At 68.4% G+C, this 18,249-nt stretch carries 14 protein-coding genes and 1 pseudogene; 9 read left to right on the plus strand and 6 right to left on the minus strand.

Annotated features, from left to right (window positions below):
• Positions 1-56 precede the first annotated feature (56 nt).
• Complete coding sequence (locus C2U58_RS03685; RefSeq protein ID WP_253256638.1) at positions 57-1,952, plus strand: formylglycine-generating enzyme family protein; 1,896 nt, start codon at positions 57-59, stop codon at positions 1,950-1,952.
• A 50-nt stretch (positions 1,953-2,002) separates the two neighbouring features.
• Entirely contained in the window at positions 2,003-2,920 is a 918-nt protein-coding gene (locus C2U58_RS03690) for a M48 family metallopeptidase (RefSeq protein ID WP_102944590.1), read from the plus strand.
• 209 nt (positions 2,921-3,129) lie between these two features.
• Here the strand turns inward: C2U58_RS03690 and xseA are convergent, their stop codons facing one another.
• Together xseA and queG are read right to left on the minus strand one after the other, a co-directional pair.
• The gene (xseA, locus tag C2U58_RS03695) at positions 3,130-4,470 is read right to left on the minus strand and encodes an exodeoxyribonuclease VII large subunit (RefSeq protein WP_102944591.1); all 1,341 of its coding nucleotides are present in this window, start codon (positions 4,468-4,470) and stop codon (positions 3,130-3,132) included.
• 67 nt (positions 4,471-4,537) lie between these two features.
• On the minus strand, positions 4,538-5,626 hold the full coding sequence (queG, locus tag C2U58_RS03700; protein ID WP_102944592.1) for a tRNA epoxyqueuosine(34) reductase QueG: 1,089 nt from the start codon (positions 5,624-5,626) through the stop codon (positions 4,538-4,540).
• Positions 5,627-5,703: 77 nt separating this feature from the next.
• Between queG and C2U58_RS03705 the strand changes: the two are divergent.
• The 6 genes and pseudogenes from C2U58_RS03705 to C2U58_RS03730 form a co-directional block, all read left to right on the plus strand.
• Positions 5,704-6,492, plus strand: a pseudogene (locus C2U58_RS03705) (NAD(P)H-hydrate dehydratase); the annotation flags it as partial.
• A gap of 5 nt (positions 6,493-6,497) precedes the next feature.
• Positions 6,498-6,980 (plus strand): tRNA (adenosine(37)-N6)-threonylcarbamoyltransferase complex ATPase subunit type 1 TsaE, encoded by a 483-nt coding sequence (gene tsaE, locus C2U58_RS03710; RefSeq protein ID WP_102945004.1) that lies wholly within the window; start codon positions 6,498-6,500, stop codon positions 6,978-6,980.
• An 88-nt stretch (positions 6,981-7,068) separates the two neighbouring features.
• Complete coding sequence (locus C2U58_RS03715; RefSeq protein ID WP_102944594.1) at positions 7,069-8,706, plus strand: N-acetylmuramoyl-L-alanine amidase; 1,638 nt, start codon at positions 7,069-7,071, stop codon at positions 8,704-8,706.
• 575 nt (positions 8,707-9,281) lie between these two features.
• Entirely contained in the window at positions 9,282-11,141 is a 1,860-nt protein-coding gene (mutL, locus tag C2U58_RS03720) for a DNA mismatch repair endonuclease MutL (RefSeq protein ID WP_102944595.1), read from the plus strand.
• An 11-nt stretch (positions 11,142-11,152) separates the two neighbouring features.
• A complete protein-coding gene (locus C2U58_RS03725; RefSeq protein ID WP_102944596.1) occupies positions 11,153-12,088 on the plus strand; it encodes a DUF1684 domain-containing protein in 936 nt (311 codons plus the stop codon).
• A gap of 5 nt (positions 12,089-12,093) precedes the next feature.
• Positions 12,094-13,056, plus strand: coding sequence for a TraB/GumN family protein (locus C2U58_RS03730; RefSeq protein WP_102945005.1), 963 nt, complete (start codon positions 12,094-12,096; stop codon positions 13,054-13,056).
• 69 nt (positions 13,057-13,125) lie between these two features.
• Here C2U58_RS03730 and phaR read toward each other — a convergent pair whose 3' ends face one another.
• The 3 genes from phaR to gluQRS all read right to left on the minus strand — a co-directional run bounded on the left by phaR (position 13,126) and on the right by gluQRS (position 15,713).
• Complete coding sequence (gene phaR / locus C2U58_RS03735; protein WP_102944597.1) at positions 13,126-13,650, minus strand: polyhydroxyalkanoate synthesis repressor PhaR; 525 nt, start codon at positions 13,648-13,650, stop codon at positions 13,126-13,128.
• A 370-nt stretch (positions 13,651-14,020) separates the two neighbouring features.
• Positions 14,021-14,761, minus strand: coding sequence for a beta-ketoacyl-ACP reductase (locus tag C2U58_RS03740; protein WP_102944598.1), 741 nt, complete (start codon positions 14,759-14,761; stop codon positions 14,021-14,023).
• A gap of 67 nt (positions 14,762-14,828) precedes the next feature.
• Entirely contained in the window at positions 14,829-15,713 is an 885-nt protein-coding gene (gene gluQRS / locus C2U58_RS03745) for a tRNA glutamyl-Q(34) synthetase GluQRS (protein WP_102944599.1), read from the minus strand.
• A 92-nt stretch (positions 15,714-15,805) separates the two neighbouring features.
• Between gluQRS and htpX the strand changes: the two genes are divergently transcribed.
• Positions 15,806-16,678 (plus strand): protease HtpX, encoded by an 873-nt coding sequence (gene htpX / locus C2U58_RS03750; RefSeq protein ID WP_070208529.1) that lies wholly within the window; start codon positions 15,806-15,808, stop codon positions 16,676-16,678.
• Positions 16,679-17,380: 702 nt separating this feature from the next.
• On the opposite strand, the gene C2U58_RS03755 is transcribed toward htpX, so the two are convergent.
• Positions 17,381-18,208: an inositol monophosphatase family protein gene (locus C2U58_RS03755; protein WP_102944600.1), complete on the minus strand. Its 828-nt coding sequence runs from the start codon at positions 18,206-18,208 to the stop codon at positions 17,381-17,383.
• Positions 18,209-18,249 lie beyond the last annotated feature (41 nt).

Consider the following 18,249-nt stretch of genomic DNA (forward strand, 5'->3'; position numbering starts at 1 on the left):
GCTCAGGTGAGGGAGAATAGCCTAACGTCGAACCTGCCCCGCCGAAGGATCCCGAATTGCGTATTCCAGGCCCCGCCCCGTTGTTGCTGGCCGCGCTGCTGCTGGCCACGACCGCGTGCTCGCCCGACACGCCTGCCCCGACGCCGCCAACGGCGCGCCAGGCCGAGCCGGCGAAGCAGAAAGCGCCGGCCAAACCGGCCAAACGCGCCGCCCCGGCGCCGGCCCAGGTGACCATCGGCGGGGAAGACGCCGCCGAGACTGCGCAGCGCTGGCAGCCGCCAGCGGTGGTCATTGCCGACGACGGCGTGGCCCAGGCGCGGCGGGATGCGAACAAGGCCCTGGCCGAAGACCGGCTGTATGCGACGGCTGCCGACGCCATACCGATCTGGCTGGCGCTGCTCGAGCGCGACCCGAAGGACCGCCAGGCCCAGGCTGGGCTGGCCAAGGCCCGCCAGCGCCTGCTCGGTGACGCTTCGGCCCTGCTGGAGCGCCCGCTGAAGCAGCGCGAGGCGGTGGCGGAAGCGGGCGAGATGGCGCTGGTCCTGCTGACCGTGGCGCCGGACGATCCCAAGGTGCGGCAGCTGCAGTCCCGGGTGGAACTCGCGCAGCGGGTGATCGCCTACAACCGTGCGGGTGAAGACGACCTGCGTGCCGGCCGGGTCGGTGAAGATGGCGACGGTGCCATTCCCAACTTCCGCGAGGCGCTGGCGCTGCAGGCCGACAGCCCGCGGGCGCGGCAGGGCCTGGCGGCGGCCGAAAGCGCGTTGATCCGGCGCGCCGAAGCGGCCGCGCGCAGCGCCGACTTCACCGCCGCTGGCACCTGGCTGGCCGAAGCGGCCAAAGTGCGCGACTCGGCGCCGACCATCGACGACGCCTTCGAGCGGATCGAATCGATCCGTGCCCAGACCCTGGTCCGCCTGCGCGACCAGGGGCTGCGTGACCTGGCTACCCCGCAGGGGCTCAAGCCGGCGCGCGAGAAGCTGGAGGACGCGCTGCGCATCGCGATGCCGGGCGACCCGGTGGTGGCGCAGCTGCGCGAGCGCATCGAGCTGGCCACCCATTACGGCAGTTTCCGCCCGCGCCAGGTGTTCAGCGACGCGCTGCGCGATGGCGGCCGCGGCCCGCAGATGATCGTGGTGCCGCACGGCGGCTTCCAGATGGGCGCCGGCGACAGCGAGCTGGGCGCCAGCGATGCGGAAAAGCCGGCGCATTACGTGCGCTTCGAGCGCGGCTTCGCGATGGCGATCACCGAAGTCACCGTGGCCGACTACCGCCGTTACGTGCAGGCCAGCAGCGCCCGCCCGCGTGCTACCCGGCGCGGCCATTCGATCATCTACGACGAGCGCAGCGGCAACTTCACCCGCAGCAGCGGGGTGGACTGGCGCTCGGGCTACGACGGCACCCCGGCCATCGCCAATTCGCCGGTGATGCACGTCAGCGTGCGTGATGCCGAACACTATGCGATGTGGCTGTCCGAGCAGACCGGGCGCTCCTACCGCCTGCCCAGCGAAGCCGAATTCGAATACGCCATGCGCGCCGGCACCAGCGGCCGGTATCCGTGGGGCAACGAGGGCACGCCGCCGCCGCTGTCGGGCAACTTCACCGGCGGCGAAGACGTCTCGCCGTCCGGCCGGCGCTGGTTCAATGCCTTCGTCGGCTATGGCGACGGCTGGTGGGGCCCGGCCCCGGTGGCCACCTTCGAGCCCAACGCCTGGGGCCTGCACGACATGGCCGGCAACCTCAGCGAGTGGGTGGCCGATTGCTGGCATGCCAGCTACCGGCGGGCGCCGGCCGATGGCCTGGCCTGGTTCAACCCGGGCTGCCGGCAGCGGGTGATCCGGGGCGGCAACTGGGCCAATGCGCCGGAGCAGACCCGGGCCGCGTGGCGACAATCACAGGATTCGGACACGACCAGCGCCAGGATCGGGTTCCGCCTGGTCCGGGGTATCTGACCGGGCGGATTTGGCGGTAGCATTTCCCTCAACCCTCAGGAACCACCAGCATGCGCAGCGATCCCTTCGGCGGTCAGCAGCAGCAACGGGCGCGGCGCCCGGGTTTGTTCGGCAACATCCGCTGGTGGGTCCTGCTGGCGTTCGCCGGCTATGCCGCGTTCTACTGGTTCTCCAACCGCAGCGTGGACCCGTATACCGGCGAAAGCGTGCTGATCGACAGCTCGCTCGATGCCGACCAGGAAATGGCGATGGGCCTGCAGGCCTACCAGGAGATCCTGCAGCAGGAGCGCCCGCTGGATCCCAACGCGCAGGTCTCGCGCGACGTCCGCGCCATTGCCGAACGCCTGATCCGCAAGGTCGACGTGGTGGAAACTTCGCTGGCCCAGGAACACGGGTTGAAGCCGGCGCACTTCTCGCGTGACTTCCAGTGGGAGGTCAACGTCATCCAGTCCGACCAGGCCAACGCGTTCTGCCTGCCCGGCGGCAAGATGGCGGTGTACACGGGGCTGGTCCCGGTGGCGCAGACCCAGGACGCCATGGCGGTGGTGATGGGCCATGAAATCGCGCACGCGCTGCTGCGCCATGGCGCCCAGCGCATGGCCCAGCAGAAGCTCACTCAGATCGGGCAGATGGCCGGTGCGGCCAGTGGCATGGACCCGGGGCAGCAGCAGATGGTGATGTCGGCGATGGGCTATGGGTATCTGTTGCCGTACGCGCGCAGCCATGAAACCCAGGCCGACGAGGTCGGCCTGATGCTGGCGGCGGCCGCCTGTTTCGACCCGCGCGAAGCGATACCGCTGTGGGAGCGGATGGGCCAGGCCAGCGGCGGCCAGGCGCCGCCGGAATTCTCCTCGACGCATCCCAACCCCGGCACGCGCATCCAGAACCTGCAGGCATTGATGCCAAAGGCAATGGAGTACCGCCAACGGTTCTGTGAAACGGCAGGCGGATCAACGGCGATGCGTTGAACGCCATCTTCCCGCCAGCCCGTAACAATTCGTAGTGACACGCCATGCGTGTCAACCGCGCGCAGCGCGGCTCGAGCATCCGTAGACGATTCCCAATCGTCGGCAACATTCTGGCCGGCGTTTAACCCCGAACGAAGCGCGCGTCAGGTGTTCATGATGCCTGAACGAAGAGCGGACACGCATGGCGTGTCCCTACGCATCCGGGCGATTCACATGTCCCGGTCCGCCACCACCACCTCGATCACCCCGTCCTGCACGCGCGCCTTCAACGCATCTCCGGGCGCCACATCCAACGGCGACCGCACCAACCGGCCGTCGTCTTCCCGCGTAAGAATCGCGTAGCCGCGCGCCACTGTCGCCAGCGGGCTCACCGCTTCCATCGAGCGCGCCAACGCGCGCAGGCGCAGGGTGTCGCGCTGCAATTGCCGCGCCATCGCCGCTTCCACGCGCGGCAGGGCGCGCTGCAGGCGCTGCCCCAGCGCATCCAGCTGGCGTTGCGGGTGGCCGTTGCGCAACACCACGGCGGCATGCCGCAGGCGCGCCAGGCGGCGTTCGTGCTGCTGCTGCCAGATGCCGGCCAGTCGCCGCGCAAGGTCCTGCTGGCGTCGCTGCAACAGCTGCAGCCGGTTCTGCGGACTCTGCGCATTGAGTCGCAGCAGGGCGCGGTCGGCGCGCTGCATGGCCTGGCCCAGTCCGTGCCGTTGCAGCTGCACCAGGCGTGCCGCCTGGCGGCGCAGGCGCAGCTGCAGGTCGCGCTGGTCGGGCACCAGCAGCTCGGCCGCCACCGACGGCGTCGGTGCGCGCAGGTCGGCGGCGAAATCGGCCAGGCTGAAGTCGGTTTCGTGGCCCACCGCCGACACCACCGGCGTGGTGCTGGCGGCGATCGCGCGGGCCAGCTGCTCGTCGTTGAAGGCCCACAGGTCTTCCATCGAGCCGCCGCCGCGGGTCAACAGAATCACGTCGTAGCGGCCGCTGGCGTCGGCACTGCGCAGCAGCGCGGTGATCTGCGCGGCGGCGCTGTCGCCCTGCACCAGGCTGGGCAGCAGGTCGACTTCCAGCAGCGGGAAGCGTCGTTCCAGCACGCTGAGTACGTCGCGCACGGCCGCGCCGGTGGGCGAGGTGATCACCGCGAGCCGGCGCACGTGGGCGGGTAGGGCGCGCTTGCGTTCGGGCGCGAACAGGCCTTCGGCGTCCAGCCGCGCCTTGAGCTGCTCATAGGCACGGCGCAGTGCGCCTTCGCCGGCTTCTTCCATGTGGTCGAGCACCATCTGGTACTCGCCGCGTGCTTCGTACAGGGTCAGGCGGCCGCGTGCGAGCACGCGCATGCCTTCGCGCGGCACGAATTTCAGCCACTGGCTTTTGGGCTTGAACAGGGCCGCGCGGATCTGCGCGCGCGCGTCCTTCAGGGTGAAATACATGTGGCCGGAGGCGGGGCGGGTCACGCTGCCCAGCTCGGCTTCCACCCACACCGACGGGAACGAGCCTTCCAGCAGGTCGCGGGCCAGGATGTTGAGCTGGCTGGGCGTGAGGATCTGCGCGCTACGGTCCATGACGGGTCAAACGGTACGAACGGGTGTCCATGGTCGCACGCCAGGCCGTGCGACGTGCAGGCGGCGGTCAGCCGGCGTTGCCGCGCGTGGCGTGCTGCTGCAGCGCCCATTGCACATGCTCGCGCACCAGCGCGGAGGGGTGTTCCACGCGCGACTGCAGCGCGGCCAGGGTATCGGCATGGCCGGGCGCGTTGCCCAGCGCCACCGCGATATTGCGCAGCCAGCGCTCATGGCCGCTGCGCCGGATCGGGCTGCCTTCGGTGCGGCGCAGGAATTCGTCTTCCTCCCACGCGAACAGCTGGGCCAGGGTGGCCGTATCCAGATCATTGCGCGCACGGAAATCCGGCTCGTCGGTGCGCCGCGCGAACTTGTTCCAGGGACAGACCAGCTGGCAGTCGTCGCAGCCGTAGATGCGGTTGCCCATCGGCACGCGCATGTCTTCGGGAATGGCGCCGTCGTGTTCGATGGTCAGGTAGGAAATGCAGCGCCGCGCGTCGAGTCGCTGCGGCGCGATGATGGCCTGGGTCGGGCACACGTCGATGCAGCGTGTGCAGGTGCCGCAGTGCGCGGTGGCCGATGTGTCCACCGGCAGCGGCAGGTCGATGTAGATCTCGCCTAGGAAGAACCACGAGCCGCCGTGGCGGTCGATCAGGCAGGTGTGCTTGCCGATCCAGCCCAGTCCGGCGTTGCGCGCCAGGGCGCGCTCAAGCACCGGCGCGGAATCGACGAATACCCGGTAGCCGAACGCGCCGATCTCCGCTGCGAGCGCGTCGGCGAACTTCTGCAGGCGGTTGCGCATCAGCTTGTGGTAATCGCGGCCCAGCGCGTAGCGCGCCACGTAGGCGCGGTCGCCGTCGTGCAGGGTGTCCCAGGCCTGGGTGTCGTCCTTGTGGCCGTAATCCATGCCCACCGAGATCACGCGCACGGTGCCGGGCAGCAGTTCGGCCGGGCGTGCACGCAGGGTGCCATGGCGTGCCATCCACTCCATGGTGCCGTACAGGCCTTTGCCGAGCCAGTCGGCCAGGTGTGCTTCGTCCTCGCCCAGTTCGATGCCGGCGATGCCGCAGCGCTGGAACCCGTGTTCGCGCGCGAGTGCGCGCACGCGCTCGGCAGCGCGTGGCAGGTGGACGGGCGTGGGCAGGGGAGCCGCGGACATGGCGACAAGTATAGAATCCCGGCATGTCCGAGCTTGCTGAACCGTATGACCTGTGGGAAGCGCAGCGCCTGGTGCCGCTGCTGCCGCCACGGCCCGTGGACAGCCACAAGGGCCGCAACGGCCATGTGCTGTGCGTGGGCGGCAATGCGGGCAGCGGCGGTGCGGTGATGCTGGCGGCCGAATCGGCGCTGCGTGCCGGTGCCGGGCTGGTGAGTGTGGCCACCCAGCCACAGCACATCGCGCCCCTGCTCAGCCGCTTGCCGGAAGCGATGGTGCACGCGGTGGAAGACAGCAGTGACCTGCCGTCGTTGCTGAAGCGCGCCTCGGTGGTGGCGATCGGCCCCGGACTGGGCCAGGACGACTGGGCGCGTGAGCTGTTGCGCCAGGTGCTGGGCTGCGGCAAGCCATTGGTGATCGACGCCGACGCGCTCAACCTGCTGGCGGCCCATCCGCAGCCGCTGCGCGACGCGATCCTGACCCCGCACCCGGGCGAAGCCGCGCGCCTGCTCGAAACCGACACCGCTACCGTGCAGGCTGACCGCGTTGCCGCCGTTACCGCGCTGGCGGCACGCTTCAGCGCGGTGGTGGTGCTCAAGGGCGCCGGAACACTCGTGGCCGCGCCGCACGGGCGGCCCAGGCGCATCGCTGCAGGCAACCCCGGCATGGCCGTGGGCGGCATGGGCGACCTGCTTACCGGCATCATCGCGGCGCTGCGTGCGCAGGGCCTGGACGCGTTCGACGCCGCCAGCGGCGGCGCGCTGCTGCATGCCCTGGCCGGCGACGACGCGGCCCGCGACGGCCAGCGTGGCCTGCTCCCCACCGACCTGCTGGTGCCGCTGCGCCGGCGGGCGAATCCGGAACCGTGATGCCCATGATCGATTTCTTCCTGGCCGAACCGCAGGACACCGACCTGCTGGGTCAATGGCTGGCCGCGACCCGCCCGCCGCATGCGGTGGTCCAGCTGCAGGGCGACCTGGGCGCCGGCAAGTCGACACTCGCGCGGGCGCTGTTGCGCGCACTGGGGGTAGAGGGCGGCATCCGCAGCCCGACCTATACGCTGGTGGAGCGCTACCCGCTGGCCGACGGGCACGAGGCCTGGCACCTGGACCTGTACCGGATCGGCCAGGCCGAGGAGCTGGATTTCCTGGGGCTGGACGAGGGCAGCGCGTCGCTGTGGCTGGTGGAGTGGCCCGAGCGCGGCGCCGGTGCGCTGCCGCCGACCGACCTGATCGTGGCGCTGGAAATCGAGGGGCAGGGCCGTCGCGCGCGGCTCTCCGGGGTCAGTGCGGCCGGACATGAATGGCTGGAACGGCTGCCGCAAGGGGGCGACTTGCAGGCCCTATCTGTGGGCTGACAGTAGGAAAGACCCCCAGGTTACGGATTATTAAGGAAAAAGCGGTTGCATTTCATTCAGCGCGGTGATTGAATCCTCAGCCATGCCAATGGGGAAACCACTCACCGCCCTCTTTGCCGCCGTCGGACTCTGTCTGGCGAGCGCGATGTCGTGGGCTGGCGAGGTCCGTCAGGTTGCGCTGGAGACCGGTTCGACCGGCACCCGCGCGGAGATCGCGCTGGCCGGCAGCGGCGGTTACAAGACGCTGAGCCTGTCCGGTCCGAACCGGCTGGTGGTGGATTTCCCGGATTCGAGCGCGGTGCGCAACCTGAAGCTGCCTGCGCCCACGGGCGTGGTCACGGCGGTGCGTACCGGGCAGCCGGTGCCGGGCACGTTCCGGGTCGTATTCGACCTGGCCGAGTCGGTGGCGCCGTTCAAGCCGCAGATGCTGAAGCAGGGCCAGGATTCGCGGCTGGTGATCGAGTGGCCGGGCGATGCGCCGGCCAGCGTGGCCAAGGCGCCCGTAGCGAGTGCGCCTGTTGCGTCCGCGCCTGTAACGACCCCGCCGGCAACTTCCCAGACCGCGTCTACGCCGGTGGCCGCGCAGCCGACGCCGGCGCCGGTTGTTCAAACGACCCGTACCTTGCCGCCGACGCCGGCGGAAGCCGCGCAGGCGCAGGCGCGTGCCGATGCGGCCCGCGCGGCGGCGCTGTTGACTGCGACGGTTCGCCAGCAGGCGAGTGCGAGTGCGGCGACGGCGGTGCCGACGCCGGCAGCGCCGACCGCAGTAACTACGACCAATGTGGCCGCAGCCGGAACCGCGAACGCGGCCAGCAATGCGGCGTCGCCGGCGGCGATCCTGGCTGGGCAGCCGACGGCGGCGGTGGCACCGGCGCAGCCTGCGCCGACGCCGGTGCAGACGACGGTGGTACCGCCGCGTCCGGTGATGCCGAGCGATGCGTCGCGGGTAAAGATGCAGTCGGGCATGCGCCCGCTGGTGGTGGCGATCGATCCGGGCCATGGCGGCCAGGATCCGGGTGCGGTGGGGCCGACCGGGAAGCGGGAGAAGGACATCACGCTGGCGGTGGCACGTGAGCTGGCGCGCCAGGTCAATGCGACGCCGGGCCTGAAGGCGTACCTGACCCGCGATACGGACGTGTTCATTCCGCTGCCGATGCGTGCGCAGAAGGCGCGTTCGGCGAAGGCGGACATCTTCATTTCGATCCATGCGGACGCGGCGGAAAACCGCGCGGCGACGGGGTCGTCGGTGTATGTGCTGTCGACGAAGGGTGCGTCTTCGCAGCGTGCGCGCTGGCTGGCGGACAAGGAAAACGCGGCGGATCTGGTCGGTGGCGTGCGCCTGCAGCAGACGGAGGGGACGCTGGCCAACGTGCTGCTGGACCTGGCGCAGAGCGGCTACATGAAGGCGTCGGAAGATGCGGCGGGGCATGTGCTGGGTGGGTTGAAGCGCATTGGCAAGAACCACAAGCCGAACATCGAGCGCGCGAACTTCGCGGTGCTGCGCACGTCGGACATGCCGGCGATGCTGGTGGAAACGGCCTTCATTTCGAATCCGGATGAAGAGCGCCGCCTGATGGACCCGGCCTACCAGCGCCAGATCGCGGGTGCGGTGCTTGATGGCGTACACACGTTCTTCAGCCGCCAGCCTCCACCAGGAACGCTCTACGCGGCCCGCGCCCAAGCCGAAATAGACGCCGCCGGGACGGTTGCCGGGGGTAGCAAATAAAAGCCCGCATTCGCGGGTTTTTGTTTTTTTGGGTGCGGTATTCGACAGGGTGCGTGGTGCCGGGCTTTGCCCGGCTGCTGTTGGATTTGGGCGAACAGCCTTGGGCTGCGGGGTCTCCCTGGTCAGGGCCGTCGGGTGCGGGTTTGTGGGGGACGCTGCAAGTACGTCCATGTAAGCTCATCGCCGCTTGCACGTGTGCGCTGTCCTGCGCACACGGCAAGACCTGGGTTGGGCTCCTGCCCAACCCGTCGGGCGCATGCGCCCGACCCATGCGGCTCGTGCCCCCTCAAACCCACCCCCGCCGACCCTCCGACAGTGGCAGGTGAGTCACCGAAAAGCGGTAGAGCCGGGCCTTGCCCGGCTGCTCTTCCTCACCGCACACGACCATGTATGGGGGCGGCCGCCGGGTAGCCCCCGGAGGGACGCTAGAAAACATGGATGTTTTCTAGCAGCCTACATGGACGTACTTGCGGCGTGTCCCGGAGCGGGGCTGCCCGGCGGCCGCCCCAGCACGGATGAACTGAAACGCTGCTCTCAGCGGATAGCGGGCCGCCGCATTTCGCTATCATCTACACATGAGCATCCGCCAACTCCCCGAAATCCTCATCAACCAGATCGCTGCCGGCGAAGTCGTCGAACGACCTGCTTCGGTGGTCAAGGAACTGGTGGAAAACGCGCTGGATGCCGGCGCCAGCCGGGTCGATATCGACCTGGAAGAGGGCGGGGTGCGGTTGATCCGGATCCGCGACGATGGCGGCGGCATTGCGCCGGAGGAACTGCCGTTGGCCGTGTCCCGGCATGCCACCAGCAAGATCGCCAGCCTGGATGACCTTGAAGCCGTGGCCACGCTCGGGTTCCGCGGCGAAGCGCTGCCGTCGATCGCCTCGGTGAGCCGGTTCACCCTGGCCTCGCGCCGGCGCAGCGACGAGCATGGCTCGGCGCTGCAGATCGAGGGCGGCAAGCTGGGCGAGGTGACCCCGCGTGCGCATGCGCCGGGCACGACCGTCGAAGTTCGCGAGCTGTTCTACAACGTGCCCGCGCGCCGCAAGTTCCTGCGCGCCGAACGTACCGAGCTGGGCCACATCGAAGAATGGCTCCGCTCGCTGGCACTGGCGCGCCCGGATGTGGAACTGCGCGTGTCGCACAACGGCAAGCCCTCGCGCCGCTACAAGCCCGGCGATCTGTATTCGGATGCGCGCCTGGGCGAAACCCTCGGCGAGGATTTCGCCACCCAGGCCATGCGCGTGGACCACAGCGGCGCCGGCCTGCGCCTGCATGGCTGGATCGCGCAGCCGCATTATTCGCGCGCCAGTACCGACCAGCAGTACCTGTACGTCAACGGCCGTTCGGTGCGCGACCGCAGCGTCGCCCATGCAGTGAAGATGGCCTATGGCGACGTGCTGTTCCATGGCCGCCAGCCGGCCTACGTGCTGTTCCTGGAACTCGATCCCACCCGGGTCGACGTCAACGTGCACCCGGCCAAGCACGAAGTGCGCTTCCGCGATTCGCGCCTGATCCACGACTTCGTCTACCGCACGCTCAAGGAAGCGCTGGCCGAAACCCGCGCCGGCATGACCGCCGTGGGCGCGAGCGCCGAAGGCGTGGCTGAAGCCGCCGCTGCGATGTACGCCACCGCGCCCGCCGGCAACGGCTACGCGCTCGCTGGCGGCGGCGGTGGCGGCATGGGCAGCCAGGCTTGGCGTCCGCAGCAGTCGCCGCTGGGCCTGCGCGTGGCCGATGCGCCGTCTGCATATGCGGCGCTGTACGCGCGGCCGCCCGGCAGCGACGACAGCAGCCTGCCGCCGATGCCGAGCGAGCAGGGGTTGCCGGTGACCGCGGCCGACAGCGGCGTACCGCCGCTGGGCTACGCGGTGGCGCAGCTGCACGGCATCTACATCCTGGCCGAGAACGCCGAAGGCCTGATCGTGGTGGACATGCATGCCGCGCACGAACGCATCGGCTACGAGCGCCTGAAGACCGCGCACGACGCCACCGGCCTGCACGCGCAACCGCTGTTGGTGCCGATCACCCTGGCGGTGGGCGAGCGCGATGCCGACACCGCCGAGCGCGAAGCTGAAACGCTGACCGCGCTGGGGTTTGAAATCACCCGCTCCGGTCCTGGCTCGCTGCATGTGCGCAGCATTCCCGCGCTGCTGGCCAATGCCGAACCGGAAGGCCTGCTGCGCGATGTGCTGACCGACCTGCGCGAGCACGGCCAGAGCCGGCGCATTGCCAGTGCACGCGACGAGTTGTTGTCGACCATGGCCTGCCACGGTGCGGTGCGCGCCAACCGGCGGCTGACCCTGCCGGAAATGAACGCGCTGCTGCGCGACATGGAAATTACCGAACGGTCCGGCCAATGCAACCACGGCCGGCCAACCTGGGCCCGTTTTTCACTGGCGGAAATCGACCGCTGGTTCCTGCGCGGACGTTGAAGGGGAGCACGATGCGTATCTGGGGATGGGGACTTGGCGCGGCACTGCTGGCGCTGGGCCTGGCAGGCTGCGGCGACAAGGAGGCTGCGCCGGTCAAGGCGGCGGTGGATCCGGCGTTCGCGGCCGAACAGCAGCAATGGCGCCTGCAGCGCTACAACGAGCTGCACGCGCCCGATGGCTGGACCAGCCTGGTCGGACTGCACTGGCTGGAACACAAGGCGCATTACATCGGCAGCGGCCCCGGCAGCGGCATCCGCCTGGCGGTGGGTCCGGCCAAGCTGGGCATGGTGGCGCGCAATGGCGACACGGTCACCTTTACGCCTGAGCGTGGCGTGGCGCTGAGCGTGGACGGCAAGCCATTGACCGGTCGCATCCGCTTCTACAGCGACCGCGATGCCACGCCTACGAAGATTGCCTTCGACGACGGCAGGGGCCAGCTCAGCCTGATCCATCGCGGCGAACGCTTCGCGCTGCGCGTGAAGCACGCCGATGCGTACTCGCGCAGCGGCTTCACCGGCCTGGACTACTGGACGGGCGGTCCGGACTGGCGGGTCAAGGCGCGCTTCGTGCCGCACCCGGTGGGCAAGACCCTGCCGATCGTGGATATCACCGGGCTCACCACCGACATGCCCAACGCGGGTGCGCTGGAGTTCGAGCGCGACGGAAAGACCTGGCGGCTGGAAGCGCTGGGCGAGCCGGGCCGCGAGCTGTTCGTGATCTTTGGCGACCGCACCAGCGGCCACGGCAGCTATCCGGCTGGGCGCTACCTGGACCTGCCGCCGCCGGACGCCAGCGGCAACCTGGTGATCGATTTCAACCATGCCTACAACCCGCCATGTGCGTTCACGCCGTTCGCCACGTGCCCGCTGACGCCGCCGGAAAACCGCCTGGACCTGCCGGTCGAGGCGGGCGAAAAGGCCTATCACCCGCCCCAGGGAGGGGCTTGACCATGATGATGTTGAAGCGACTGGCGGCGCCGCTGCTGCTTGCTACCGGCCTGCTGCTGGGCACCGCGGCCAGCGCCGCGCCGGCCGCGACCCCGGCCACGCCCCCGGCCGCGTCGACCGCGCCGGTGCCGCTGCTGTGGAAGGTGACCGGGCCAGGCGACAGCCGCCTGTACCTGCTGGGTTCGTTCCACCTGCTGCGCGCCGAGGACTATCCGCTGGCGGCCGACGTGGACCAGGCCTTCGCGGCGTCGAAGCGGGTGGTGTTCGAGCTGTCGCCGCAGGACATGCAGTCGCCGGACCTGACCCGCAAGATGCTGCAGGCGGCGATGCGTACCGATGGCAGCGAGCTGAAGCGCGACCTGGACGCGGCAACCTGGACCAAGCTGCAGAAGTACGCGGCCGACAACAAACTGCCGCTGGCCCAGCTGCAGGGCATGAAGCCGTGGTTCGTGGGCTTGACCATCACGCTGTCGCAGTTCACCAAGATGGGGCTGGACCCGGAACTGGGCCTGGACCGCCATTTCATGGCCCGCGCCGCGGACGCCGGCAAGCCGACCAGCGGGCTGGAAGACATCGACACCCAGGTGGCGGTGCTGTCGGGCATGTCGCTGCAGGAACAGCAGCAGATGGTGGCCGAGGCGCTGGACCAGGCCGACCAGGCCGACGCGGAAGGCCGCAAGCTGCATGATGCGTGGCGTCGTGGCGACGACAAGCTGCTGTGGACCTCGATGGCCGCGGAGATGCGCGGCGAGTATCCGCAGCTGTACAAGCGCATCAACACCGACCGCAACGACGCCTGGGTGCCTAAGCTGGAGCAGCAGCTCAAGGCCGGGCAGGGCGGCACGCTGGTGGTGGTGGGCACGCTGCACCTGCTGGGCGAGGACGGCGTGGTCGAAAAGCTGCGCGCCCGGGGCTACCAGGTGGAGCGGGTCTGCAGCGGCTGTGCCAAGCCCAAGACCAAGCGCTGAACCCTTCAGCCGGAAACGAAAAAGGCGCGGCCCGGGGGCTGCGCCTTTTTTTTTGGTGCCGCGGGTGGATCAGCGGCGGGTCTTGCCGGTGGCCGGGGCCTCGGGCTTGCCGGTGCCGGTGCCGGTCCCTGTGGAGGTGCCCGGCGGGCGCGGGCCGAAGCCGCCGCCCATGTTGCGCTGGAAGTCCTGCCAGAGTTCGAGGTTGCGTTCGGTGAGCTGGTTCATCATCGCCCACGGGGTCTGGCCGAGCAGGTTGCCCATCTGCTGGCGGAACTGCTGCTGCTGGTCCAGGAACACCTGCATGCTGCGCTCCAGGTAGTTGCCCATGAAGCCCTGCAGGGAGTCGCCATAGAAGCGGATCAGCTGGCTGAGCAGCTGGGTGGAGAGCATCGGCTCGCCGTCCTGTTCCTGGTCGGCAATGATCTGCAGCAGGACGGAACGGGTCAGGTCGTCGCCGCTCTTGGCGTCACGGACCTCGAAGTCTTCACCGTCCAGGATCAGCTGGCGCACGTCCTCGATGGTGATGTAGCTGGAAATTTCGGTGTCGTAGAGACGGCGGTTGGGATACTTCTTGATGATGCGGTTCGCAGCCATGAAGCAATCACTCGCAAGCATTTAAGCGCGAAGCATGGCGCAGCGCAGCACCGGTTGCAACCTTCTTTGGTCATGCTTTTGAATTCTTCATGCTGCGCAGCAATTTGTGCAGCAAAATGCGGTCGCGCAACCGGTGGTGCGCTGCGCCAGGCTTGGCGCTTAAATGCTTGCTGCCCACGTTTTGCGCAGCAAAACGTGGGCCCCCTCGGCATGTTTCCTTATCCCCGCGGCTTCGCCGCGCCCCCTTTAACAAAAAGGGGGCTCTCCTCCAGATGGGGAAGGGGTTATTTCATTGAAAATTCCGGGGAATCCGCTGCGCCGGCCTCTGGCCGGCTCCTCGGGTTAATGGGTGAAAACGGTTATGTAACCGTTACCAACCCATGTGGTGGCCGCCGTTGATGTCGAGATTCGAACCGGTGATCCAGGCGGCTTCTTCGGCGACCAGGAAAGCGACTGCGTACGCGATTTCCTCGGGCTTGCCGAGGCGGCCGGTGGGGATGTCTGCGATGATCTTGGCGCGGACTTCGTCGGGCACGGCCATGACCATGTCGGTGGCGACGTAGCCGGGGGAGATGGTGTTGACGGTGATGCCGAAGCCGGCGTTCTCGCGTGCCAGCGAGATGGTGAAGCCGTGCATGCCGGCCTTGGCGGCGGCGTAGTTGGCCTGGCCGTACTGGCCCTTGAGGCCGTTGATGGAGCTGATCTGGATCACGCGGCCCCAGCCGCGGCGGCGCATGCCTTCGATGACCGGGCGCGTGACGTTGAACACCGAGTTGAGGTTGGTGTTGATCACGTCGTGCCACTGGTCGGCGCGCATGCGGTGGAAGGTGGTGTCGCGGGTGATGCCGGCGTTGTTGACCAGGATCTCGACCGGGCCGAGCGCGGCTTCGACGGCGCGTACAAGCCGTTCGGCGGATTCGGGTTCGGAGACGTCGCCCGGGAAGATGGCGACGTCATAACCCTGCGCCAGCATGCGGTCGCGCCAGGCCAGGGCCTTGGCTTCGTCGCGGTAGTTGGTGGCAACCCGATGGCCCTGGTCGGCCAGACGTTGGCAGATGGCGGAACCGATACCGCCGGTACCACCGGTGACCAGTGCGACGCGAGATGTCATGAGCAGCTACTCCGGGACCAGCAGGGGGGAAAGCGATTCTGCAACATCACGGCGAAAAAGGGGCGGCTCAGGCCGGGTCTGCGGCGAGTCGGATGTCGCCCGGTGGCAAACGCGCGGGATCGAAGCCGGCGCGGGCCCGGTCGAGCAGGGCGGGTACGTCGGAAACGCGGGCGAGGACGGCGGCGTCCTGGCCGAGCTGTGCCCAGGCCTGCTGGAGGGCGGGCACCGGGGCGTGCGGGTCGACCGGGCGGGCGGCGTCGGATTTGGACAGCTTGTGGCCGTCGGGCTCGAGCAGCAGGGGCAGGTGCAGGTAGTGCGGGGTGGGCAGGCCGAGGGCCTGCTGGAGCAGGATCTGGCGGGCGGTGGAGTCGAGCAGGTCGGCGCCGCGCACGACGTCGGTGATGCGCTGGTCGGCGTCGTCGACGACGACGGCGAGCTGGTAGGCCCAGTAACCGTCGGCGCGGCGCAGGACGAAGTCGCCGACGTCGGCATGCACGTCCTGCTGGATCCGGCCGCGCAGGCCGTCCTGGAAGGCGACGGTGCTGCCGGGCGGGACCCGAAGGCGGATGGCCGGTCGGGCCCGCTCCGTACGTCCAACGCAGTAATGGTGGATGCCGTGCTGGTCGGCCAGGTCGGTGCGGCTGCAGTGACAGGGGAAAGCCTTGTCCTCGGCCAGCAGCCGGTCGAGGGCGGCCCGGTACAGGGCATCACGCTGGCTCTGGTGGACGATGGGGTCGTCGCTGGCCAGCCCGAACGCGGCAAGTGCAGTCAGTTGCTGGTCGATGGCACCGGGGACGGTGCGGGGTGGATCGATGTCTTCAATGCGGACGGCCCAGCGGCCGCCGGCATGGCGGGCGAGCAGCCAGCTGCCGAACGCGGCCAGCAAAGAGCCGGCGTGGAGGGGGCCGGTGGGGGAGGGGGCGAAACGCCCTCGGTAGGCAGTCATGGACATGAACTATGAATCGTCGGTCAGGTTGTGGCTTGAATTCAACCTGAAGTCCCCGCAGATTTGCGGATAACCCCTACATACAAGCAGCCTCTGCCATGTTCAGCCGTATTGCACTCTTCCTCGCCACCAACTTTGCTGTGCTGCTCCTGGCCAGCCTGGTGATGCGACTGTTGGGCGTCAATCCCACCCAGATGAGCGGTCTGCTGGTGTTCGGCGCGATCCTGGGTTTCGGCGGTTCGCTGATCTCGCTGCTGATGTCGAAATGGATGGCCAAGCGCTCGACGGGCGCGGTGGTGATCAAGGAGCCGCGCAACCAGACCGAGCGTTGGCTGCTGGCGACGGTGGAGCGCCAGGCGCGCGAGGCGGGCATCGGGATGCCGGAAGTGGCGGTCTATGACGGTCCGGAAATCAATGCATTCGCGACAGGTGCGAACCGCAACAATGCGCTGGTGGCGGTGTCTACGGGCCTGCTGCACAACATGAGCGAGGACGAGGCCGAGGCGGTGTTGGGCCACGAGATCGCGCACGTTGCCAATGGCGACATGATTACGATGGCGCTGCTGCAGGGCGTGTTGAACACGTTCGTGATCGTGGCGGCGCGCATTGTGGGCGGCATCGTCGACAGCGCGTTGTCGGGCAACCGCGAGGGCGGTGGTCGTGGCTTCGCGTACTTCATCATCGTGTTCCTGCTGGAAATGGTGTTCGGCCTGTTCGCCACCATGATCGCCATGTGGTTCTCGCGCCACCGCGAATTCCGCGCAGACGCCGGCGGTGCGCATCTTGCTGGCCGCCAGAAGATGATCGCTGCGCTGGAGCGCCTGAAGCTCAACCACGGCCAAAGCACGCTGCCGACCCAGATCGCGGCGTTCGGTATTGCCGGTTCCACCGCCAAGAAGCTCTTCCTGAGCCACCCGCCGCTGGAAGAGCGCATTGCTGCGCTGAAGGCCGCGAGCAGCACTGTGGCGTAATGGCAGAGGTTTGGTGTTCTACAAACGCCCGGCCGGTTGGTCGGGCGTTTTTGTTTGGGTTGAAAGCCAAAGCCAAAGCCAAGGCCAAAGCCAAAGCCAAAGCCAAAGCCAACGTCTGCGAAATCGCGCGCCGAGGGCCGGCGGCTGCAGGGGTACGGGGGGGCGCCGTGAATCCTTCCATGGAGGCTCTTACGAAACATCCATGTTTCGTAAAGCCCCCCGTACCCCTACAGCCGCCGTCCCTCCCACAGGCGGTCGGTGGCCTTGGGAATAGCAACGGCAACGGCGTCTCTTCGTTTGCGGTCATGCCTTACCGAACGCGGATGATTTCACGGCGGTCGTTTGGGAACCGACCCTACCAAAACGGGTCCAGCGGACGATGACCCACCCGCGTAGGGACACGCCACGCGTGCCTGCCGTTCCCGTCCGCACACGACCATGTATGGGGGCGGCCGCCGGGTAGCCCCCGGAGGGACGCTAGAAAACATGGATGTTTTCTAGCAGCCCCCATGGATGGGTTCACGGCGTGTCCCGGAGCGGGGCTGCCCGGCGGCCGCCCCTGCACGCGGCATTGAGACGCCGGCTTTTCGCGGTGAGCCCAGCGAGCCGTGAAGCAGCCGGGCAGAGCCCGGCTCTACCGTTGGGATCCCAAACAACAACGGCGCCCTTGGGCGCCGTTGTTGTGTCGCTGCGTCGACTCAATCAGAACTTCGCGTCGAACTCTGCTGCGTACCCGGTGTTGACCAGGACCTTCTGCAGGATCTCGCTGTTCTTCACGTTGCCGGCGACGATCTGCTGGGTTTCCGGGCCGCGGCTGTCCATGCGGGCCGGGGTGGCGCCCTTGAAGTCGCAGACGCGGCCGCCGGCTTCGCGGACCAGCAGTACGCCGGCGGCGATGTCCCATGCCTTTACGCCGGCTTCGAAGTAGGCGTCGGCACGGCCGCAGGCCACGTAGGCCAGGTCCAGCGCCGCCGAACCGGTGCGGCGCACGTCTTCGGCCTGCACCAGCAGCGCGTCGACCGCCTTCAGCTGGGCGCTGGTGCGGTTGCGCTCGCGCGGGGCGAAGCCGGTGTGGATCATCGCGCCGGACAGGTCCTTGCGGTCGGCCACGCGGATGCGGCGGTCGTTGAGCACGGCACCGGCGCCACGGCTTGCGGTGAACAGTTCATTGCGGAGCGGGTCGAAAATCACCGCATCGATCGGCTCGCCGTTTTCCACCAGCGCGATCGACACACAGTAATGCGGGAAACCGCGCAGGTAGTTGCTGGTGCCGTCCAGCGGGTCGATCACCCACATGTACCGGTTCACGGCCTGCACGCCGCCTTCTTCGCCCATGATCCCGTAGTCCGGGTAGGCGCGCTTGAGTTCCTTGACGATCACCTTTTCCGCATCTGCATCGACTTCACTGGCGTAGTCCATGCGCCCCTTCTGCACGACGTTCAACGCCTCCAGCTTGTTGATGTTGCGCAACAGGACGTTGCCGGCGAGGCGGGCGGCCTTGACCATGACGGTGACGGCGGGTTTCTGCATGGCGAAAAGCTCCCGGAAAGGCAGAGATGGGGTACTGGCGG

This window comes from Stenotrophomonas sp. VV52, from assembly GCF_002893095.1.
In the GTDB taxonomy this organism is placed as follows: domain Bacteria; phylum Pseudomonadota; class Gammaproteobacteria; order Xanthomonadales; family Xanthomonadaceae; genus Stenotrophomonas; species Stenotrophomonas aracearum.

Excerpts from the sequence above, each read along its gene's own strand:
- xseA (WP_102944591.1), bottom strand. The coding sequence starts at position 4,470 with ATGGACCGTAGCGCGCAGATCCTCACGCCCAGCCAGCTCAACATCCTG.
- tsaE (WP_102945004.1), top strand. The coding sequence starts at position 6,498 with ATGATCGATTTCTTCCTGGCCGAACCGCAGGACACCGACCTGCTGGGT.
- queG (WP_102944592.1), bottom strand. The coding sequence starts at position 5,626 with ATGTCCGCGGCTCCCCTGCCCACGCCCGTCCACCTGCCACGCGCTGCC.
- phaR (WP_102944597.1), bottom strand. The coding sequence starts at position 13,650 with ATGGCTGCGAACCGCATCATCAAGAAGTATCCCAACCGCCGTCTCTAC.
- C2U58_RS03740 (WP_102944598.1), bottom strand. The coding sequence starts at position 14,761 with ATGACATCTCGCGTCGCACTGGTCACCGGTGGTACCGGCGGTATCGGT.
- htpX (WP_070208529.1), top strand. The coding sequence starts at position 15,806 with ATGTTCAGCCGTATTGCACTCTTCCTCGCCACCAACTTTGCTGTGCTG.
- C2U58_RS03715 (WP_102944594.1), top strand. The coding sequence starts at position 7,069 with ATGGGGAAACCACTCACCGCCCTCTTTGCCGCCGTCGGACTCTGTCTG.
- C2U58_RS03755 (WP_102944600.1), bottom strand. The coding sequence starts at position 18,208 with ATGCAGAAACCCGCCGTCACCGTCATGGTCAAGGCCGCCCGCCTCGCC.
- gluQRS (WP_102944599.1), bottom strand. The coding sequence starts at position 15,713 with ATGTCCATGACTGCCTACCGAGGGCGTTTCGCCCCCTCCCCCACCGGC.
- C2U58_RS03725 (WP_102944596.1), top strand. The coding sequence starts at position 11,153 with ATGCGTATCTGGGGATGGGGACTTGGCGCGGCACTGCTGGCGCTGGGC.
- C2U58_RS03730 (WP_102945005.1), top strand. The coding sequence starts at position 12,094 with ATGATGTTGAAGCGACTGGCGGCGCCGCTGCTGCTTGCTACCGGCCTG.
- mutL (WP_102944595.1), top strand. The coding sequence starts at position 9,282 with ATGAGCATCCGCCAACTCCCCGAAATCCTCATCAACCAGATCGCTGCC.
- C2U58_RS03690 (WP_102944590.1), top strand. The coding sequence starts at position 2,003 with ATGCGCAGCGATCCCTTCGGCGGTCAGCAGCAGCAACGGGCGCGGCGC.